This is a genomic window from Acetobacter conturbans (assembly GCF_011516755.1).
Classification (GTDB): domain Bacteria; phylum Pseudomonadota; class Alphaproteobacteria; order Acetobacterales; family Acetobacteraceae; genus Acetobacter; species Acetobacter conturbans.
In genome coordinates this window covers 69,644-87,680 of sequence record NZ_WOSY01000001.1, presented here as the reverse complement: position 1 = coordinate 87,680, position 18,037 = coordinate 69,644, and the positions used below count along the sequence as shown (strand labels likewise).

Genomic DNA, 18,037 nt, shown 5'->3' with positions numbered 1-18,037 from the left:
CCCCTACTGCAAAAGCAAAGTTTCGACGTCCCTCATCCAACGCCATCCCCGACAGTCACCCCATCCGGCAGACCGCCCTCACAGCCCCAGTTCGGAAAGCCCCGGATGCCCATCCGGACGGCGTCCCATATCCCAGTGAAACAGCCGCTCACGCCCGTCGATGGCCAGATCGTTGATCGACGCATGCCGCACGCTCATCAGCCCTGCTTCGTCAAACTCCCAGTTCTCATTGCCATAGGACCGAAACCACTGACCGCCCGCATCACGCCACTCATAGGCAAACCGCACGGCAATCCGGTTGCCCCGAAACGCCCAGACCTCCTTGATAAGCCGATAGTCCTGCTCACGCGCCCATTTATGCTCAAGAAACGTAACAATCTCCGCGCGTCCCCGAATGAACGCAGACCGATTGCGCCACACACTGTCAGGGGTATAGGCCAGTGCCACCTTCTCCGGCGCCTGACTGTTCCAGCCATCCTCGGCCATACGGGTCTTGAGAGCAGCCGTTTCAGCGTCAAACGGTGGAACAGGCGGACGCGACATGGCGAAACTTTCCTTCAGGCGGTGACAGACAGATAAGCCACAGCTTAGCGAACCAGCATGTCACACGCCATCTCCCACATACGACCGTGCCCGATATCAGGATGATTGCGACACGCTCCCGATCCTCTCATCCGGTCTTACCTCCGGAAACGGACATAATGCGCCCAGATACCGTGACACTTTCGCGGACGGGCTTTCCCGGGCGCGTTCGCAATCGACGACCATACGGACCGCCGCTTTACCTGCCGCACCTGCAATTTTACACATTGCGTCTGACTAAAACCGGGATACTTTGGGCAGCTCTGAGCTGAAACCGTAAGGTTACTCAAAGCGTAAACTCTCTGTATCGTTTCGAATTATCAGGAAAATATGAGGGAGAATCATTCGTGATGACAGCAGGCTTACAGCAGATTTCTGATCTGTTTATCGCCTTTTCACTGTCAGCCTTAATCGGGATTGAGAGAGAATATCGGCAGAAAAGTGCAGGCTTGCGCACATATTCTTTAGTCGGATTGTCCGCAGCACTTTTCATGCTTGTATCGAAACACGGTTTTAATGATGTCATCGCCGCCGACAAGGTCGTTCTTGACCCTTCACGTGTGGCTGCACAGGTCGTTTCCGGCATCGGGTTCATCGGTGCAGGACTGATCTTCATGCGCCGAAACGTCGTGCGTGGACTCACTACCGCAGCGTCCGTCTGGTTGACCGCAGCCCTTGGTATGGCAGCCGGAGCAGGGCTCACCATGCTCGCCATAGCGACAACCGTGGCTTACTTCATCATCATGTTTGGGTTCCCGTTCATCACACGCGCCATTCCTCAGGGTGGTCGGAGTGCCGTCCGGATGGAGATTTCCTATCGTGACGGCCAGGGAGTGCTCCGTCTCATTCTGGTGACCTGCACACGCTTACGTTTCATCATTGATCAGGTGCAGATTAATCAGAATGGCCATTATGACGACCATCAGGAGGCCACAGAGGACGCTGCCGATCAGGAAAGGACTGCATGGCCAGAGGATCGGGGGAACGAAAGGCACGATCGTCTGGTGACCCTGTCGATGCAGGTCAAAGGAAAACGCCCGGTATCCCATCTGATCGCCGCTCTCAGCACCGTCCCTGGCGTGCAGAATATAGGAACAATCGACGATACGGCCATGGATTAACTCCACTTCACAGACCGTGTATTTTTCGCTCCTTTTGAGGGCCGCAAGACAAACTGACTCCTGAAGCAATGGCTGCTTTCCGTCCTGTTTTAACTGTGCCGCCGTCCATCTGCTTTCTCGGCCTGACCTGCCTGTCAGTAGATGCCCTCTTTCGGGACATTGCGAGCATGAAGCTCCGATCAGAAAAGCGGGTATGAGCCCTCGGCACTGGACGTGTCACGGTTCTGGTCCGACCCTGCCCAGAACGATCTGGGCCCGACCGGATTCCGGTTCCCTCTTTGATGTAGCACGCGACTTACGAACCCTAGGCGCCGCAGCACAAGACTGGTGAGGGCACTCTCCGGGTCCGAAAAGCGGACACCCGGGATACATTTTCTGCAGCCAACGATATCTGTGTGGCGCTCAGAAATTTCAATGGCCAATACATCCCCGATACCCGGACCAAGCCCGGTTCCAATACGACAGAACTGAAATCCAGCTTTGTGCACAGGCTTGTTTTCCGACCTCAGTTACGAGAGGGCTACCCTTAAAACAATATCGATCGGAAAGAGTTCTATGGCCAGTGTGATGGTGGTTCATGAGGGTGGCCTGCGGTGCAGAGCGGAGCATGAGCCAACCGGTACAGTGGTGATTGCAAATGCACCTCAGGAATTGGGTGGTGCAGGCGAGACATTTTCACCAACCGATCTGTTGTCGGCCTCACTGGGTGGATGCATTCTGTCCATCATGGAACTGTCAGCGAGATCCATGGATACCGCCATACCGGGCGCGCGCGTTATAGTGGACAAGGAAATGGGCGGCACCCCGGGACGCATTATCCGGATCGACGTGACCGTACAGGTGCCAGGTGTTTTTGATGAACGGCAGAAACGCAAACCGACGGCAGCGGCTGATGCATGCCCAGTGCACAAGGCGTTAGCTGTAGACGCACCGATTACAATTGAGTGGCTGGGAAATGAAGCTGGGCCAGTCCCGGCCTGAACACCCGTTCCTTCATCCCGAACCTCGCAGATGACAAGCGGAAGATACCGGGTGCGACGACACCCCTGACCGGCAGAAAAACGCATCATGCCTGATGAAACCACTCGTTTCCTTCAGGACGCTGGCGGGACACCCCGTCCGTCTCCTCCCTCCGGCCGGCGGCGGCCAGCATGCCACAGGGAAGGAATGCGACCGTGATGGCCGAAGTTCACCAGCCGCGCTTCCTCAAGATCAATACGACCCAGCAGGTTGGAACGGAGCACCAACACGGCCAGCGATGCACCGATAAAAGGACCCGCCGCATAAATCCAGAACCCGCCCCATTGGCCGCTGAAAAGCGCGGGACCGAAACTGCGGGCAAGATTGGAACTGTTGCCGGACAGCCAGGCTGAAATCGGATTGCAAATCAGGAAATACAGGCCGCCAGCCCACGGCGTAAGCCATTTCAGGCCAGGGTGAGCCGCGAGACGACACACCATCAGAACGAGAAACAATGTCAGCAGCGTTTCCGTCACCAGCGGCCACAGAATGGCAACACCATCGAACGGCACCGTCGCAGCATAAGAAGAGACGTGCGCCATCCTTCCCCAGAACGGCCAGAACCTGCCCAGTTCCGCAAGGAAGAATGTCGCAAGGCAGGCACCCGTCATCTGAGCCGCCATATAACCGCAGAAATCGATGGCGCTGAGACGTCCTGCCAGACTGAAAGCCAGAGAAATGGATGGGCTCAGATGCGCGCCGCTGACACGGCCAAAAGGCGTGAAGGCCGCAACCGTCCCCGAAAGACCGAAGAAAAGGCCGCATAACCCAGTCTGCAGCAGAGGATGCGACGCAAGGGCTCGCCCGACAGGCGTAAGCGGCGTCGTAAGAAGAGCGACCGAGACAATGCCGCAGACCATCAGGACCACCGTGGCCACCATCTCGCAGGCATAAAGCTTCCAGTGGAACGGACGGTCCGGATGCGGATGACCAGCAAGAGGACGATCCTCCACGTCATGCGGATCAGTCTGCCGGGTTTCAGTCATCTCTCGAGCCTCTTTGCCGTTGCATGCCAGCGAGAGCTCATTTGCCTGCGAAATATGCCCCTTCGCCGCTCACCTCTTCCGGACCAGAACCCGACGCCGCAGGTGGTCTCGCTTTCTTCATGCTACCCCTGCAACATCATGTTGCAATTGCTGGTTCCGCAGAGGAGCATCCCCTACAATTTCCGATCACTTCTCATCTGCCGGGGACAGATGCTTCAGTCCAGAACACCATCATTGCGCCAATAGTTTCTGTTCGACCGCGACCATCAGACAGACTGCAAAGGCCGTGATGCCGGTCATTCGAAGCGCATGCAGTCCTGTTCCAAATCCATACAAGGAACAGCGTCAGCTTGCCCCCAGTCACGACCAGCATGCGAACGTCCGACGCTTGTGCACTCCGACAAAGGCGACCCAAACCACCTAATCGTTTCTTTATCATTCCCCCGTAACCATCCCCCCGATGAAACGGCCAAACACCAGCAGGAACAGCCGCAGGGCAGGGCGCGGATGACAGGCTCCGGCGCCTCTCCCAGCCTGCCCTCCGGCACCGGGATCATCGTCTCATCCCCCGCCACGATTCCGGGCCGCATCCTCCAGGGCACCCGCATCGAAACGGAGCGAGGCGCCATTCCCGTAGAAAAGCTGAGCCCCGGCGACAGCCTCCGCACCCTCTCCGGCGCCCTCCGCCCCATCCTCTGGATCGGCCACCAGACCAGCCCCATCGCCACAACCTCACCCGCCGTCATCTTCGAACCCGATGCACTCGCCAGCGGGTGTCCGAGCGGCAAGGTCGCCTTCACCCCCCGACAGACCGTGCTCGTCGACACACTGCTCGTCCCCGTCGAACTGCTCATCAACGGCGCGACGATCAGACCCGACGCAACAGGCGCCATCGCCGAATATTTCCGCATCGAACTCGAAACACCGGACATCATCTTCGCGGAAAACCTGCCCGTCGAAGTGTCCTGCGGCGGTAACCGGCAGATCTTCGACAATCTCACCGATTTCCGTGCGCTCTGCCCCGATCGACCTCCCATCGCGCCACTGGAACATTTCCAGCCCGTCACCGAGGGCCTGATGCTCGCAGCCCTGCAACTGCGCACCGCCCGCCGCGCCGGTGACTTTCTCCGCAAAACGCAAAACCGCAAATCAGAGAGCGCCATCCTCACGGAACCACCCCCGAAAGAGTCGTCCGCCCCCTCGGACAACCCGGCGCTTCCCCCCGCAAAAAGTGCCGCCGATCACATCGCCGAACTCCGCATCTTTCTCGACAGACTCAACCAGAAAGATGCCCCGGCCATCGACCCGCCACCACAGCGGCAAGCCCTCATCCTCACCCTTCCGAACAGCGAGACGCAGGAAAAAACCACGAACCTTCCTGCGCACCTCACCGCCCTGCAAGACCTCGGCTTCTCCCTGTCCGTCTTCCCACCCGCGATCACGCAGCCGGAAAACGATGCCCCGCTCTCCGTCGAAGACAAACTTCGCTCAGAACAGAACAGCTTCGATGTGATCTATCTCGATGGCGAACAGGTCGCAGGTTTCTACATCGCTCTCGCACGCCATTATCAGCCACAGGCCCACATCATGATGGCCGCCGACAGGCTGCTGTTTCCCGTGCTGGACAAACGCGCCACACAGGAAAAACGCCCCGAACTCCATCAGCAGGCCCTCGTCATGCGCCTGCGCGAATGCGCCATCGCCAGCCAGACCGACAGCATCCTGCTCACCGAAGCCAGCGACGGCGCAACACTCAAGCAACTCGTCCCGACCGCGCGCGTCTTCAGCCTCCCGCAGCCGTTCCGCACGACAACGCCCGGCCGCGATACCGGAACCCGCACCGGAATCATCCTGCCGGGGGCAGGGGGCACCGGCATCTCAGCCGAACAGGCCCGATGGTTCGTGAACAGAATCATGCGGCGCGTGTGGGCCGTCTTTCCCGATATCCCCTGCCGCATCCTCGCAGCAGGCCCGGTCACCGCCTTCGCCGCCCTGTCCGGCCCGCACGTCGAAATCCTGCCCGGTCAGGACACTCTCGATGAGGCGCTAAACCTGTCCCGGCTCTGCGTCATATCGGATATCGATGCCCGCTCTCTGAATGCCGGTCTTCTGCACGCCCTCGCACTGGGCGTCCCGTGCATCATGAGCCCCGCCGTGGCGGACAGAACCGGCGTGCCGGAGGGAATGCGCGCCCGCCTCGTCGCCGCCGATGACAACGCCTTCGTAGACCGCCTCACTCACCTCTACACCAACGATATCGCACGCGGCGCGGCGTCCTTCTGGGGCCTGAAGCATGTGCGCGACACCTACGGCAGCGGTCGCGTCAAACAGGTCTTCGCCAAGATCCTCGACGGGCCCACCGACACGCCGTAGCCCTCAACACCCCATGAATGTCCCGAGCCGCCAACCCCGGCCCAGCAACCTTAAACCCCGAAAAGACCGGGCCGACATGCACACCACGCCGACCCGTAAACGCCCTCAGTCGCGCTCGTTCGCATACGGGTTCGTCGTCCCGCGCAACTGCAACCGGATCGGCACGCCGTTCAGCTTGAACGTCTCGCGCAGGCCATTCACCAGATAGCGCCGGTAATCCTCCGGCAACTGCTCCGCACGCGTTCCGAAAACCACGAAGGTCGGCGGACGACTCTTCACCTGCGTGATGTAACGCAGCTTCAGACGACGCCCCTGCACCAGCGGCAACGTATGCCGCGCCAGCATCATGTCGAACCACCGGTTCAGCTCGCCCGTCGGAACACGGCTGTTCCACACCTCCGCCGTGCGACGCACCGCAGGCAGAAGCCGGTTCACACCCGCACCCGTCTTGGCCGAGAACGAGACAACCTCAATCCCGCGCATCTGCGCCAGAGACGTCTCCAGCCGGTCATAGATCGCCTGCCGTGTCGCCACGCGATCCTCAACAGCATCCCACTTGTTCAGCGCCAGAACGCAGCCACGACCCTCACGCTCGATCAGACGCGCAATCTGAAGATCCTGCTCATGCAGACCCAGCGTCGCATCGACAACCAGAACCACAATCTCCGCCCGCTTCAGTGCCTCAATGGTCGCAGACGTCGACATCTTCTCCAGATGCTCGTCAATCCGCGCCTTCCTGCGCAGACCGGCCGTATCGACAAGCTGAACCTCGCCCTGCTCGTCCTTCGCCAGAACAGCAATGGAATCCCGCGTCAGCCCCGGCTCCGGACCGGTAATCATCCGCTCCTCGCCAAGAACGCGATTCATCAGCGTGGACTTGCCCGCATTCGGACGGCCAACAAACGCAATCCTCAGAAGCCCCGGTTCAGCCGCCTCATCCTCGATGAAAACCGCGTCCGCAAACTCCTCCGGCACACCCTCTTCGTCGTCCTCTTCACTCACGAGAGACGCAAAGGTGACAGGCTTTTCCTCTTTCTTCCCCCGTCGGCGAGGCGCCTCTTCAATGACAGGCTCGCCCTCTTCCGGCTCCGGTGCAGGCGGCAAAGCCGGAAGTGCCGCGACAATCTCCGTCATCAGATCGGCAATGCCCTCGCCATGCTCCGCGGAAACCCCGATCGGCGTCCCCAGACCAAGCGAGAACGCCTCCATGGCAGCCGCCGCGCCGGACTTGCCCTCGGCCTTATTGGCCACCAGCAAAACCTTGCGGTTCTGACGGCGCAGCCAGACAGCGAAATGCTTGTCCGCAGGCGTGATGCCCGCACGCGCATCCACACAGAACAGAACAACGTCAGCCTGCTCAACCGCCAGAGCCGACGAACTCCCCATGCGCCCGAACAGCGTCTCCGGCGCAGCCTCTTCCAGACCCGCCGTGTCGATCATCCGCACCGTCCGGCCACGCATCAGCGCCTCGCCTTCCTTGCGATCGCGCGTCACGCCCGGCATGTCAGCCACCAGCGCGTTCCGACGCCCCGTCAGACGGTTGAACAGCGTCGATTTGCCGACATTCGGCCGTCCCGCAATCACCACGGTCGGAAGGCCGGAAGCGGGCAGGGGGGACTCCGGACGCAGGGGATGTTTCTGTCCGCGTTTGCCGGATCTGCCAGACCCCCGCGTGGGACGATTACGTTCAGCCATAGGAATTGAGATCACCCCGGTTGTCGATGATCAGCATCTGACCATCGGAAAAAATAGGCTCGACCGTCGTCGGGGCAGGGAGCGCGTCAATCGACAGAATCCTGCCATTGAGCGGGTCCAGCGTGACGATGCCGTTCTCCGGCAGCGTGCTCACGCAGAGCAGCTTGCCACCCGCCAGAACAGGACCCGTCCACGCCACGCCGTCCTTCTTCGCATCCACGCGGAGATACTGACGCAACTGCGTGATCCAGCGCACATCGCCGCTCAGACGGTCAAGACACGAAACCTGCCCGTCCAGCGTGATGAGAAACAGCCAGTCCTCAACCACCAGAAGCGGGTTCGCACCCGCCACAGTGCGCTCCCAAAGACGACGACCCGAACGCATGTCGAAGGCCACCAGCGACGACGCCACACTCATCGCATAAGCCGTGCCGTTCCGGATCACCGGCAGACTGCGCACACACGCAAGATCCGCAGGCGAGGACAGGCCATTGCCCGCCCCAAGCGTGTCGCTCCAGACCACCTCGCCACTCTCCTCGCGAAGCGCCACAAGATCACCCGAACCGAAACCAGCCAGAACCACCCCGTCCACAACAGCCGGAGCCGGTGCGCCAAACATCACCGTCGACGACATGCTGGCGTCATAGGACCAGAGCTGATGCCCGCTCGTCGCATCGATCGCGAAAAGACGATCGTCAAGCGTGCTGAAGAACACACGGTTCTTCTCGATCGTCGGCGCCGAACGGCCCGGCGTGCCGACATTCACCCGCCACTTCACCTTGCCCGTCGCAACCTCGACAGCCACCGTCTGCGCAATGCCGTCCACAATATAAAGCGTGTCGCCATCCACACCCAGACCACCACCCAGATTGCTCGACTGCATCCGGTGCGGCTTGGGGTTGAACGTCCAGCGATGCTCCATGCCAGGCCATGTGAAAGCCCGCACGTCGCCCGCCGCGTCCAGCGTGAAAATGCGCCCGTCATGAATGACCGGTGACGCCTGCAAAACACCCTGCCCATTGGAGCCAAGCGCCGCGAACGCAAGGAGATCAGGCTCGGACGTGCTGTGCCCGATGGAATGACTCCAGCGATGCTTCAGACCGCCCCACGCATAGTTCGCCCCGATATGGCTCGGAATGCGCCCGCTGATCGGCCACTCCGTCGTCGAAAGCGGCGCGGGAATCGTGATCGGCGTCGCAAGGGCGTCCTTGCTCCTCGTCACCACCAGACCACCATGAGACGGCGTCACAGGCACCCGATGCCCCACGAGAAGAGGCTTCTTATCGTCGTCGAACAGATGACAGGCCCCGAGCGGCACGACGGCCGCCCCGGTCAGCAGTTTGCGAAGAAAGCTGCGGCGGCTTTTGAGCGGGGACTGGAACATGCAGGCACTCTCGATGGGCAGGATGGAGCGTGGAATACGTGAAAAGGCTTCGTCTCTGGTCCGGGCCTCAGCCCTGCTGGTCCAGCGTCTGGAGCAGGCCGCCCGCGCGCATCCGCACACCGCTCGGCGCATTGTAGTCCTGCGCCAGACCCGTCAGACGCCCGCGCGCGGACTTCAGATCGCCAGCCCGGATGTCCAGCATCGCCAGCTGTTCGTTCGCCAGCGCCGCGAAAGGCTTGCTCTCACTCGCCAGAAGAGACAGACGCGAACGCACCGTGGCGATGTCACCTGTGTCGAGCTGCCACTCGCACCACAGAAGCGACGCCATGCTGCGCAGCACCGGCGCAACATGCGCATCCTGACGAATGCCCTCCCAGATCGCGAGCGCATCGGTCAGCCTGCCATGAGACGCATCGGAAGACGCCACACGCAGACGCGCCAGTGCCCCCAGATCGGGACGCGCCGACCGACCCGTCTCCATCAGCGCCGCAACAGCCTTCTGCTGTTCCGGATTCAGCGGCGCGCTAAGCCCCGCCACCGACGCATCCGAACCCAGATCATGCAGCGCTTTGATATAGGTCGCCGACTGCGCCGTATCCGCACGCGCGCGCTGGCTCTCGCGATACTCCCAGCCGCCAATGCCCGCGCAGACAAGAATGATGGCCCCAAGGCCAAGACCCGCGAATCGACGGGCAGCCTGGCGCAGGCGCTCCAGCCGCACGGCCTCGTCCACTTCCCTGAAAATCTCGTCGGACACGGGTAACTGTTTCTCCCTGTAGACAGGCCGCACAACACCCCGCGCCAGCAAAAACCGGCAAACGGCGCGCAACCGCGACCCCTGAATATGTCCGGACAATAGCGGGGAGCCACTCCGGCGGCAAACCCGTTATGCACAGGCCACGCCCATCCCCGCGAAGTAAGGCTTTATTCACCCGTGCACGGCAGGATACCCGCCATGCACAGCACGCGCCTCCTTGCCCTTGGCCTCATTCCACTGCTCGCCGGATGCTCGGTGCCGCAGATCGGCTCCTTCGCGACCGGCCGCTCCTGTTCAACCACCGAACTGATGAACGGAACCGGCTGGTGCTCGCCGCCGGAAACGCCTCCTCCGCCACAGCCCTACTGCACGCAGGGATGGAGCGGCGTGGATTGCTGGAGCCGCCCGGACCTGATGCCCAACGTCGCCCGCTCCGTCGCGGAAGGCCCCACCGGCCTGACCGCCGAACAGAACGCCGTGCGCCTGAACAAGCCGTATTCCAATACCCCGCCATCCAGCCAGTACAGCTACTGACAGACCGTTTCAAAAGCTCTCCGTGGGCAATCCCATGCGCGTTTTCTTCATTCCGATGCGCGCCGCCCGCATGGCCGCTCCACCGAAATGCTCAAAAACCCAACCCGTCGCACGCCATCAGGCCGCTCTCGTTCAGCAAATTACCTGTGAAAAAGTGCCAGTAAACAGCCCCTGACACACCCTGCCTGAACCGATTTGGCCTGAACCGATCAGGTCTGAACCCCAATCAGGAAACCCACAGCCGTCAGGCAAGACAACGCTCCACAAGCGCCGGATCAACCTCCGCCACCACCGAAGGCGACCAGCGCGGCGCATTGTCCTTGTCCACCACCCGCGCCCGAACACCCTCCGCGAAATCAGGCCGCGCAACCAGACATCGCACCGCCCGCATTTCCAGCGCGAACGCCTCGTCCAGAGACCGTGACGACAGGCGCTGCTCCTGCTGCACCCGCCATGTGACGCACAGCGAGAACGGACAGACCTGCCGCAAAATCTCCAGATCCGCTTCGGCCCACTCATATCCCGGCCGCCCAGCAACAGCTTCCAGACGCTTCAGCAGTTCCGGAAGACCCTCATGCGGATCAGCAATGGCAATATCGTAAAGCGCCGCCGATCCCGCCGGAAACAACGCCCCCACATCCTCGGAAACCATTTCAGCCAGCCCGCGCAGCACCGCCTCTTCCTCGCCATCCTCACACGCCGCCAGCGCCTCCCGCACCGCTCCCAGCCGCTCCGACGACACCAGATGATCGGCAAATCCCATCGCCATCGCCTGCGCGCCCGACATCCGCTGCCCCGTCAGAGCATGACGCAATCCCTCCGAAGCGGACGGCGCACGCGCCAGCAACCACGAGCCCCCCGCGTCCGGCGTCAGCCCGATGATGGTCTCTGGCATCGCCAGCACCGAACGCTCCGTCACCACCCGATGCCGCGCATGAGCGCCAACCCCAATCCCGCCGCCCATCGCAATGCCGTCCATCAGCGTCACGACAGGTTTCGGATAATGCGCAATAGCCAGCATCGCCTCATAAGGAACCACCATGTTCCGATAGGCCACCTCCGCACCATCCGTGCCGATCAGCCCATACAGCCGCTTGATGTCGCCCCCCGCGCAGAACGCCCGCTCAGACGCCGAATCGATCACAATCCGCCGCACGTCATCGTCGTCGCGCCATGTCTCCAGAAGCGACATGATCGCCCGGGCCATCCCGATATCGATCGCGTTCAGTTGCCGAGGCCGGTCGAGCGTGATCCGGCCGATATGGCCCCGGCGCTCAGAGCGGATGGGAGGCTGGCTTTCCGTCATGCGCACAATCCTTGGTCACGGAGAGGTGGTGTGTTCATCCCCGGTTTATATCCGTTTGGCACACCTCTTTTAATCTCGAACAAGTAGACAGTATGAAGGACGGACAGCACGACCGCGTGAGATGAAGGGACACCAGCTTGAGCGTTGACGGACAAATTTTCAGAGAGGCAATGGCCCGCCTCGGCGCCGCCGTAACAGTGGTGACAACAGGAACTCTCGAAAATCCCACAGGGTTCACCGCGTCCGCCGTCTGCTCGGTCACCGACGATCCCCCGACCATCCTCGTCTGCCTGAAACGCGCGAGTCGCGTCCGCTCAGCCTTCCAGGAAGGCGCACCCATGTGCGTGAACGTGCTCGCCTCCAGCCAGCAACACCTCTCGGACCGCTTCGCAGGCCCGCTCGAAAACCTCGAACGCTTCGCCGCCGGACACTGGACCACACTCGCCACCGGCGCCCCCGTCCTCGAAGAAGCCATCTCCTCCCTCGACTGCCAGATCGACCGCATCGTCGAGGTCGGAACCCACAGCGTCCTCTTCGGACAGGTCCGCGCCGTAAGGCTCGGTGGCGCCGTGCCCGCACTTGTCTACTTCAACCGCGCATACCATCATCTGCCGCACGCCGAGCCGTCATAAGGCGTCAGGAAGGATCACCAATGGCCAGTTGCCGCCCCAAAACCGAAGTGCCCGTCGTCACGACGCGCATCCTCATCGTCTCCCATATCTGCCTCGCCGTGTTCATCGTCGGCATGGCATGGCTCGACTGGTCCCTGCCAAGCTGAAAACCGGGAGACTGAGAGACAGTCTCCAAAGCTCTCCGCTGAGCGCGGCCACGCCTGAGGCGGTGCGCGTTCCGTGTAGATTTTTGAGCACTGAAGCAAAACAGTCGTGCAGACCGTGAGCATCTGAGCACGGAAAACGCGCACAGAGAGCTGTTTAAAACAGCCTCTTACGTCAGGTCAGACCAGAGGCACGCTGACACGGCGTTACCCTTCTCCTTGAGCCTACCTGACACACGGAAAAACTGGCCCCGACGCCCTTGATCCCGGCCCACAAAAACGCCCAGCCAGACTTGCCAGGACGCACCTGACACGGGCGCGCCTGACGCCCGGCAAAACTGATCCCGGTGCCCAAATCTCGGCCACCCAGACACCTAAAAGAGTCGGTTTTAAAAGCTCTCCGCTGAGCGCGACCACCCCGGAGAAGGCGCACGACCAGCGTAGGTTTCTGAGCACTGAAGTAAAACAGCCATGCAGGCCGTGAACATCGGAGCACGGAAAACGCCCGTCAAATCGCCACCCGAGCACTTTCGAAACAGCCTTTCCCCCGGCTTATCAAGCCGATCCTGACACCAGCCAAGCCGATTAAAGCATCCTCTTGACACCTAAACTACTGTGATGCCCGACGCACCCAGCACCCAGCACCCAGCACCCAGCACCCAGCACCCAGCACCCAGCACCCAGCACCCAGCACCCAGCACCCAGCACCCAGCACCCAGCACCCAGCACCCAGCACCCGAGACCGCCCTCCCGCCGTCAGACAGCCGGAAGCACCTCTTCCACACAGGCAGGCGGACGACACAGCCGGACACCAAGCGGCGTCACCACAATCGGCCTGTTCAGCAGCACCGGATTCGCTACCATCGCATCGAGAATGCGGTCCTCCGACACATCCGGCGCAGTCAGCCCCAACTCACCCGCCAGAGCCTCCTTCGCCCGCAGCAGCCCCCGAATCCCAACGCCACTGGCCTCCGCCAGCCCCTGCAATGTCACCCGGTCAGGCGGCGTCTTCAGATACTCAATAATCGTCACATCCAGCCCGCGCTCCCGAAGAAGTGCGAGGATATTCCGCGAAGTGCTGCACCGCGCATTGTGATAAAGAGTGATCTGCATGGAGATGTTCCTCGACAAGAGAGTGCTCCCGTCGCTTTATATTGTCAGGCGGAGCATCCCAAGCCCCGCCCAGAATGACCAGAATCTGAGAAGGACGTCCGCCATGCCGACCGGGACCGTGAAATGGTTCAACACCACCAAAGGCTACGGCTTCATCAAGCCTGACGATGACGACAAGGACGTCTTCGTGCACATCACCGCCGTGCAGGCCGTCGGCTGGCAGGGTCTCGCCGACGGCGAACGCCTCAGCTTCGACGTGGTCGAAGATCGCGGCAAGTCCTCCGCAACCAACCTCCAGAAAATCTGAGATCACCTGCGCACCCGGTCGAATCCCCCGCTTCGTGCGCTCCTTTCCAGAAGCCCTGAAATCCGGGAGATCGATCGGATGCCAGTTCACCGGCCGCCCACGCGCGCCCTGACAAAACACGCTCGCCTGACGGCCAGCCTGCTCGCCCTGTCCGGCCTGCTCCTCGCGGGCACCACCCCCATCCACGCCTCCGACAGCGTCGATCACGGAGCCGCGCCATCCGGCAACATCACCGTCGTCGCCCGCTTCTCCAGCGCCCAGCCCTCCGGCATCGCCCGCCTGCCTGACGGGCGCATCGTCCTCTCGTTCCCCACCAGCGCCCAGACCCACCCCGGTCCGGTGCTCGCCATCTGGCACGGTGGAACGACATTGACCCCCTTTCCGGACGCCCCCAGCCAGAAGCTGATGAAATCCCCCCTCGGCATGACCGTCGATGCCGCCGGACATCTCTGGGTCATCGACGAAGGCGCGACCGCTGGCCAGACCGAACCGCAGACCCCGGCCATCCTGCTGATCGACCCCGCCAGCAACCGCATCCTGCGCCGCTTCACTTTCGCCGCCCCCGCCGTCAGGCCCGACAGCCACCTCAACGATATCCGCGTCGATCTCACCCACGGCAGGGCAGGGACGGCCTTCATCTCCGATACCTCCCAGACAACGCACCCGGCCCTGATCGCGCTGGATATCGCCAGCGGAGAAGCACGCCGCCTGCTGGCCGACGACCCCACCGTCAGCGCCGCCCCCGGCCATGTCACGGAATTCGACGGCAAACTCTTCCGCTACAACCCAGACCACGCCGCCATGCCGCAGGGCGGCGTCAACGGTATCGGTCTCAGCCGCGATTCCAGCCGCCTCTACTGGTCGCCCTTTTCCTCGCGCCGCCTCTACAGCGCCCCGACCACCACGCTGGCCGATCCCGCAGCCACCGATGCGACCATCCGAAAGGCCATCCATGACGAAGGCGAAGTCGGCGTCGTGGACGGCATCTTCACCGGCCCCGACGACAGCCTCTACATGGCCGACGAAGAGCGCCACGGCATAACCCGCCGCGCGCCCGACGGCACGCTCACCCTCGTCGCGCACGATCCCCGCCTCATCGCCCCCGACAGCATCGCTCCCGCCAGTCCGGCGACCGACAGGCTCGACAGCCTGTTCCTCACCGTCGGCCAGTGGTCACGCCTCCCGGCCTTCCACGACGGAAAAGACATGCAGGAACGTCCCTATATCCTCGTCCGCATCAGCCTCACGGGAAAGTGAAACACATCCCGCCGTCGCCCGTGCCCAGCCGGGTTCCCTCCCACAGCCCATACGGACGGCGGTTCCACCGCACACCGCACACCGCACACCGCACACCGCACACCTGCGCCGCCGGGCCGGACACGACACCCAACCCTCACGGAACCATGCGTCCGCCGCCCAAAAGAGACAGCACGCTCCCCACATGAACACCCAAACCAGCATCCCAGCCCGAAAAAGCCCCCACTCCAGCCAGCCATAACGGTGAAGCAGGGCAGCGCCGCCTGACGTCGGGTGGAGAATTTCAGCCGTTGTGAGACCATCATCACGAGAAGAACGCCATAAGCTCCGGCCACCTCCCGAACCTGTGATGAGGCTCACCCTCACTGCCGGCCTGTTTTAAAAGAAATTCTGATGACGAAAAACGTTAAAATCAAGAAAACGTGTTGTCAGTAAAAGAGATATTCGTTGTGGCGTAAAAGCGCAGCTACTCCTTGACACTCCCCCTGAGCACACCTATCTCCATACGTGGCACTCCCGGGGTGGGAGTGCTAACGCACCGCGGCGTAGAGCGCGTGGCACGCGGCGACGTTGCTTTATAAACGAGGGCGTCGCCCTAGATAGAAATGTGGAGCAATCCATAATGACGAAATTCCGTCCCCTGCACGACCGTGTGGTGGTCCGTCGCCTCACTGGCGAAGAAAAGACCGTTGGTGGCATCATCATTCCTGACACGGCGAAAGAAAAGCCGATGGAAGGCGAGATCGTGTCCGTCGGCGCTGGCGCACGTAACGAACAGGGCCAGATCGTGGCTCTCGACGTGAAGGCCGGTGACCGCGTGCTGTTCGGCAAATGGTCCGGCACCGAAGTTAAGATCGGTGGCGAAGAGCTGCTCATCATGAAGGAAAGCGACATCATGGGCGTGATCGCCGGTTGATCACCGGCTCCTGATCCCCCTTTGAAGTCCGTTTTCATTTTCAAGGAGAATTCAATATGGCTGCCAAGGACGTAAAGTTCGGCGGTGAAGCGCGTCAGCGCATGCTGCGCGGTGTCGATATTCTTGCCGATGCCGTAAAAGTAACCCTCGGCCCGAAAGGCCGTAACGTCGTGCTCGAAAAGAGCTTCGGCGCGCCCCGTATCACCAAAGACGGTGTGTCGGTCGCAAAAGAAATCGAACTTGCCGACAGGTTCGAAAACATGGGCGCCCAGATGGTGCGTGAAGTTGCGTCGAAGACCAACGACACGGCTGGCGACGGCACCACCACGGCAACCGTGCTGGCTCAGTCTATCGTCCGTGAAGGCGCCAAGGCTGTTGCCGCTGGCATGAACCCGATGGACCTGAAGCGCGGCATCGACAAGGCTGTCACCGCCGTCGTCGAAGAGCTGAAGAAGAACACCAAGAAGGTGACTTCTCCGGCCGAGACCGCACAGGTCGGCACGATCTCCGCCAATGGCGAGAAAGAGATCGGCGAGATGATCTCGCTCGCCATGCAGAAGGTCGGCTCCGAGGGCGTGATCACGGTCGAGGAAGCCAAGGGCATCCAGACCGAACTCGACGTCGTCGAGGGCATGCAGTTCGATCGCGGCTACATCTCCCCGTACTTCGTGACCAACGCAGAGAAGATGACGGCTGATCTCGATAGCCCGTACATCCTCATCCACGAGAAGAAGCTGTCCTCCCTGCAGCCGATCCTCCCGCTGCTTGAGTCCGTCGTGCAGTCCGGTCGTCCGCTGGTCATCATCGCAGAAGATGTCGATGGCGAGGCTCTGGCCACGCTCGTCGTCAACAAGCTGCGTGGCGGCCTGAAAATCGCTGCCGTCAAGGCACCGGGCTTCGGTGATCGTCGTAAGGCCATGCTGGAAGACATCGCCATCCTCACCGGTGGTCAGGTCATCAGCGAAGACATCGGCATCAAGCTCGAAAACGTCACGCTGCCAATGCTCGGAACGGCGAAGAAGGTGCACATCTCGAAAGAGAACACCACCATCGTCGAAGGCGCAGGCAACAAGGACGACATCAAGGGCCGTTGCACCCAGATCCGCGCGCAGGTCGAGGAAACAACCTCGGACTACGACCGTGAGAAGCTGCAGGAGCGTCTCGCGAAGCTCGCCGGTGGCGTCGCCGTCATCCGCGTCGGTGGTTCCACCGAGATCGAGGTGAAGGAGCGCAAGGATCGCGTCGATGACGCCCTGCACGCAACCCGCGCCGCTGTCGAAGAAGGCATCGTTCCGGGTGGTGGCACCGCGCTGGCACGTGCATCCGTGGCCCTCGGCCACCTGCACTACCACAACGAAGACCAGAAGGTCGGCGGCGAAATCATTCGCAAGGCCCTTCAGGCTCCGCTGCGTCAGATCGCGCACAATGCAGGTGAAGACGGCGCCGTCATCGCAGGCAAGGTGCTCGAGAACCCGAGCTACACCTTCGGTTTCGACGCACAGGCCGGTGAATACAAGGACCTCGTCGAGGCTGGTATCATCGATCCGATGAAGGTCGTTCGCACGGCTCTGCAGGACGCGGCATCCGTCGCCGGTCTGCTCATCACGACGGAAGTGATGGTCGCCGAGCGTCCGGAAAAGAAGGCCCCCCAGATGCCGGGTGGCGGCGGCATGGGTGGCATGGACGGCATGGATTTCTAATCCATCCATTCCTGCACACTCTGTTGCAAAAGAGGGGAGGGCGGTTTCGCCCTCCTTTTTTTTATGACCATCGCAGATGGCAAACGAACCTGTTCAGCACCCAGAAAGCTGCCCGCCACCAAACGACAACAGGACCGAACCGGCTATTCAGAGGCTGCTTCAAAAGCTCTTTGCTGGTGATCCGACGCGTGTTTCCCGCGATCCGACGCTC

At 61.6% G+C, this 18,037-nt stretch carries 17 protein-coding genes; 10 read left to right on the top strand and 7 right to left on the bottom strand.

What is annotated here, in order from left to right:
• Positions 1-78: 78 nt before the first annotated feature.
• Positions 79-543, bottom strand: a complete 465-nt coding sequence (locus tag GOB81_RS00380; RefSeq protein ID WP_173568398.1) for a nuclear transport factor 2 family protein — start codon at positions 541-543, stop codon at positions 79-81.
• A 389-nt stretch (positions 544-932) separates the two neighbouring features.
• Between GOB81_RS00380 and GOB81_RS00375 the strand changes: the two genes are divergently transcribed.
• Positions 933-1,703, top strand: coding sequence for an MgtC/SapB family protein (locus GOB81_RS00375; protein ID WP_173568694.1), 771 nt, complete (start codon positions 933-935; stop codon positions 1,701-1,703).
• A 555-nt stretch (positions 1,704-2,258) separates the two neighbouring features.
• Positions 2,259-2,684 carry an OsmC family protein gene (locus GOB81_RS00370; RefSeq protein ID WP_173568397.1) on the top strand — a complete coding sequence of 142 codons (426 nt, stop codon included), beginning with the start codon at positions 2,259-2,261 and terminating at the stop codon, positions 2,682-2,684.
• Between the two features lie 113 nt (positions 2,685-2,797).
• On the opposite strand, the gene GOB81_RS00365 is transcribed toward GOB81_RS00370, so the two are convergent.
• Positions 2,798-3,709 (bottom strand): MIP/aquaporin family protein, encoded by a 912-nt coding sequence (locus GOB81_RS00365; protein ID WP_173568396.1) that lies wholly within the window; start codon positions 3,707-3,709, stop codon positions 2,798-2,800.
• A gap of 507 nt (positions 3,710-4,216) precedes the next feature.
• Between GOB81_RS00365 and GOB81_RS00360 the strand changes: the two genes are divergently transcribed.
• Entirely contained in the window at positions 4,217-6,082 is a 1,866-nt protein-coding gene (locus tag GOB81_RS00360; protein WP_173568395.1) for a Hint domain-containing protein, read from the top strand.
• Between the two features lie 105 nt (positions 6,083-6,187).
• Here the strand turns inward: GOB81_RS00360 and der are convergent, their stop codons facing one another.
• The 3 genes from der to GOB81_RS00345 form a co-directional block, all read right to left on the bottom strand.
• Entirely contained in the window at positions 6,188-7,711 is a 1,524-nt protein-coding gene (der, locus tag GOB81_RS00355) for a ribosome biogenesis GTPase Der (RefSeq protein WP_242009975.1), read from the bottom strand.
• Positions 7,712-7,769: 58 nt separating this feature from the next.
• Positions 7,770-9,161 (bottom strand): PQQ-binding-like beta-propeller repeat protein, encoded by a 1,392-nt coding sequence (locus GOB81_RS00350; protein ID WP_173568393.1) that lies wholly within the window; start codon positions 9,159-9,161, stop codon positions 7,770-7,772.
• A 67-nt stretch (positions 9,162-9,228) separates the two neighbouring features.
• Entirely contained in the window at positions 9,229-9,918 is a 690-nt protein-coding gene (locus GOB81_RS00345) for a hypothetical protein (protein ID WP_173568392.1), read from the bottom strand.
• A 198-nt stretch (positions 9,919-10,116) separates the two neighbouring features.
• On the opposite strand from GOB81_RS00345, the gene GOB81_RS00340 reads away from it, so the two are divergent.
• Positions 10,117-10,452: a hypothetical protein gene (locus tag GOB81_RS00340; RefSeq protein ID WP_173568391.1), complete on the top strand. Its 336-nt coding sequence runs from the start codon at positions 10,117-10,119 to the stop codon at positions 10,450-10,452.
• A 244-nt stretch (positions 10,453-10,696) separates the two neighbouring features.
• Here the strand turns inward: GOB81_RS00340 and GOB81_RS00335 are convergent, their stop codons facing one another.
• Positions 10,697-11,758, bottom strand: coding sequence for an enoyl-CoA hydratase/isomerase family protein (locus GOB81_RS00335; protein ID WP_173568390.1), 1,062 nt, complete (start codon positions 11,756-11,758; stop codon positions 10,697-10,699).
• A gap of 170 nt (positions 11,759-11,928) precedes the next feature.
• On the opposite strand from GOB81_RS00335, the gene GOB81_RS00330 reads away from it, so the two are divergent.
• A complete protein-coding gene (locus tag GOB81_RS00330) occupies positions 11,929-12,390 on the top strand; it encodes a flavin reductase (protein WP_173568693.1) in 462 nt (153 codons plus the stop codon).
• Between the two features lie 20 nt (positions 12,391-12,410).
• Positions 12,411-12,536, top strand: a complete 126-nt coding sequence (locus tag GOB81_RS17865; protein WP_277876849.1) for a hypothetical protein — start codon at positions 12,411-12,413, stop codon at positions 12,534-12,536.
• Positions 12,537-13,289: 753 nt separating this feature from the next.
• Here the strand turns inward: GOB81_RS17865 and arsC are convergent.
• Positions 13,290-13,646 (bottom strand): arsenate reductase (glutaredoxin), encoded by a 357-nt coding sequence (gene arsC / locus GOB81_RS00325; RefSeq protein WP_173568389.1) that lies wholly within the window; start codon positions 13,644-13,646, stop codon positions 13,290-13,292.
• Between the two features lie 103 nt (positions 13,647-13,749).
• Here arsC and GOB81_RS00320 point away from each other — a divergent pair, with 103 nt between their 5' ends.
• From GOB81_RS00320 to groL, 4 genes are all read left to right on the top strand, one after another.
• Positions 13,750-13,953: a cold-shock protein gene (locus GOB81_RS00320; protein WP_173568388.1), complete on the top strand. Its 204-nt coding sequence runs from the start codon at positions 13,750-13,752 to the stop codon at positions 13,951-13,953.
• A 78-nt stretch (positions 13,954-14,031) separates the two neighbouring features.
• Positions 14,032-15,210, top strand: a complete 1,179-nt coding sequence (locus GOB81_RS00315) for an SMP-30/gluconolactonase/LRE family protein (RefSeq protein WP_173568387.1) — start codon at positions 14,032-14,034, stop codon at positions 15,208-15,210.
• 622 nt (positions 15,211-15,832) lie between these two features.
• Positions 15,833-16,126 (top strand): co-chaperone GroES, encoded by a 294-nt coding sequence (locus GOB81_RS00310; RefSeq protein WP_173568386.1) that lies wholly within the window; start codon positions 15,833-15,835, stop codon positions 16,124-16,126.
• Between the two features lie 56 nt (positions 16,127-16,182).
• The gene (groL, locus tag GOB81_RS00305; RefSeq protein ID WP_173568385.1) at positions 16,183-17,826 is read left to right on the top strand and encodes a chaperonin GroEL; all 1,644 of its coding nucleotides are present in this window, start codon (positions 16,183-16,185) and stop codon (positions 17,824-17,826) included.
• The last annotated feature ends 211 nt before the right edge of the window (positions 17,827-18,037 follow it).

Bases quoted from the DNA above. Each gene is read 5' to 3' on its own strand.
- GOB81_RS00380 (WP_173568398.1), bottom strand. From the start codon at position 543: ATGTCGCGTCCGCCTGTTCCACCGTTTGACGCTGAAACGGCTGCTCTC.
- GOB81_RS00375 (WP_173568694.1), top strand. From the start codon at position 933: ATGACAGCAGGCTTACAGCAGATTTCTGATCTGTTTATCGCCTTTTCA.
- GOB81_RS00370 (WP_173568397.1), top strand. From the start codon at position 2,259: ATGGCCAGTGTGATGGTGGTTCATGAGGGTGGCCTGCGGTGCAGAGCG.
- GOB81_RS00365 (WP_173568396.1), bottom strand. From the start codon at position 3,709: ATGACTGAAACCCGGCAGACTGATCCGCATGACGTGGAGGATCGTCCT.
- GOB81_RS00360 (WP_173568395.1), top strand. From the start codon at position 4,217: ATGACAGGCTCCGGCGCCTCTCCCAGCCTGCCCTCCGGCACCGGGATC.
- GOB81_RS00350 (WP_173568393.1), bottom strand. From the start codon at position 9,161: ATGTTCCAGTCCCCGCTCAAAAGCCGCCGCAGCTTTCTTCGCAAACTG.
- GOB81_RS00340 (WP_173568391.1), top strand. From the start codon at position 10,117: ATGCACAGCACGCGCCTCCTTGCCCTTGGCCTCATTCCACTGCTCGCC.
- GOB81_RS00335 (WP_173568390.1), bottom strand. From the start codon at position 11,758: ATGACGGAAAGCCAGCCTCCCATCCGCTCTGAGCGCCGGGGCCATATC.
- GOB81_RS00330 (WP_173568693.1), top strand. From the start codon at position 11,929: ATGGCCCGCCTCGGCGCCGCCGTAACAGTGGTGACAACAGGAACTCTC.
- GOB81_RS17865 (WP_277876849.1), top strand. From the start codon at position 12,411: ATGGCCAGTTGCCGCCCCAAAACCGAAGTGCCCGTCGTCACGACGCGC.
- arsC (WP_173568389.1), bottom strand. From the start codon at position 13,646: ATGCAGATCACTCTTTATCACAATGCGCGGTGCAGCACTTCGCGGAAT.
- GOB81_RS00320 (WP_173568388.1), top strand. From the start codon at position 13,750: ATGCCGACCGGGACCGTGAAATGGTTCAACACCACCAAAGGCTACGGC.
- GOB81_RS00315 (WP_173568387.1), top strand. From the start codon at position 14,032: ATGCCAGTTCACCGGCCGCCCACGCGCGCCCTGACAAAACACGCTCGC.
- GOB81_RS00310 (WP_173568386.1), top strand. From the start codon at position 15,833: ATGACGAAATTCCGTCCCCTGCACGACCGTGTGGTGGTCCGTCGCCTC.
- groL (WP_173568385.1), top strand. From the start codon at position 16,183: ATGGCTGCCAAGGACGTAAAGTTCGGCGGTGAAGCGCGTCAGCGCATG.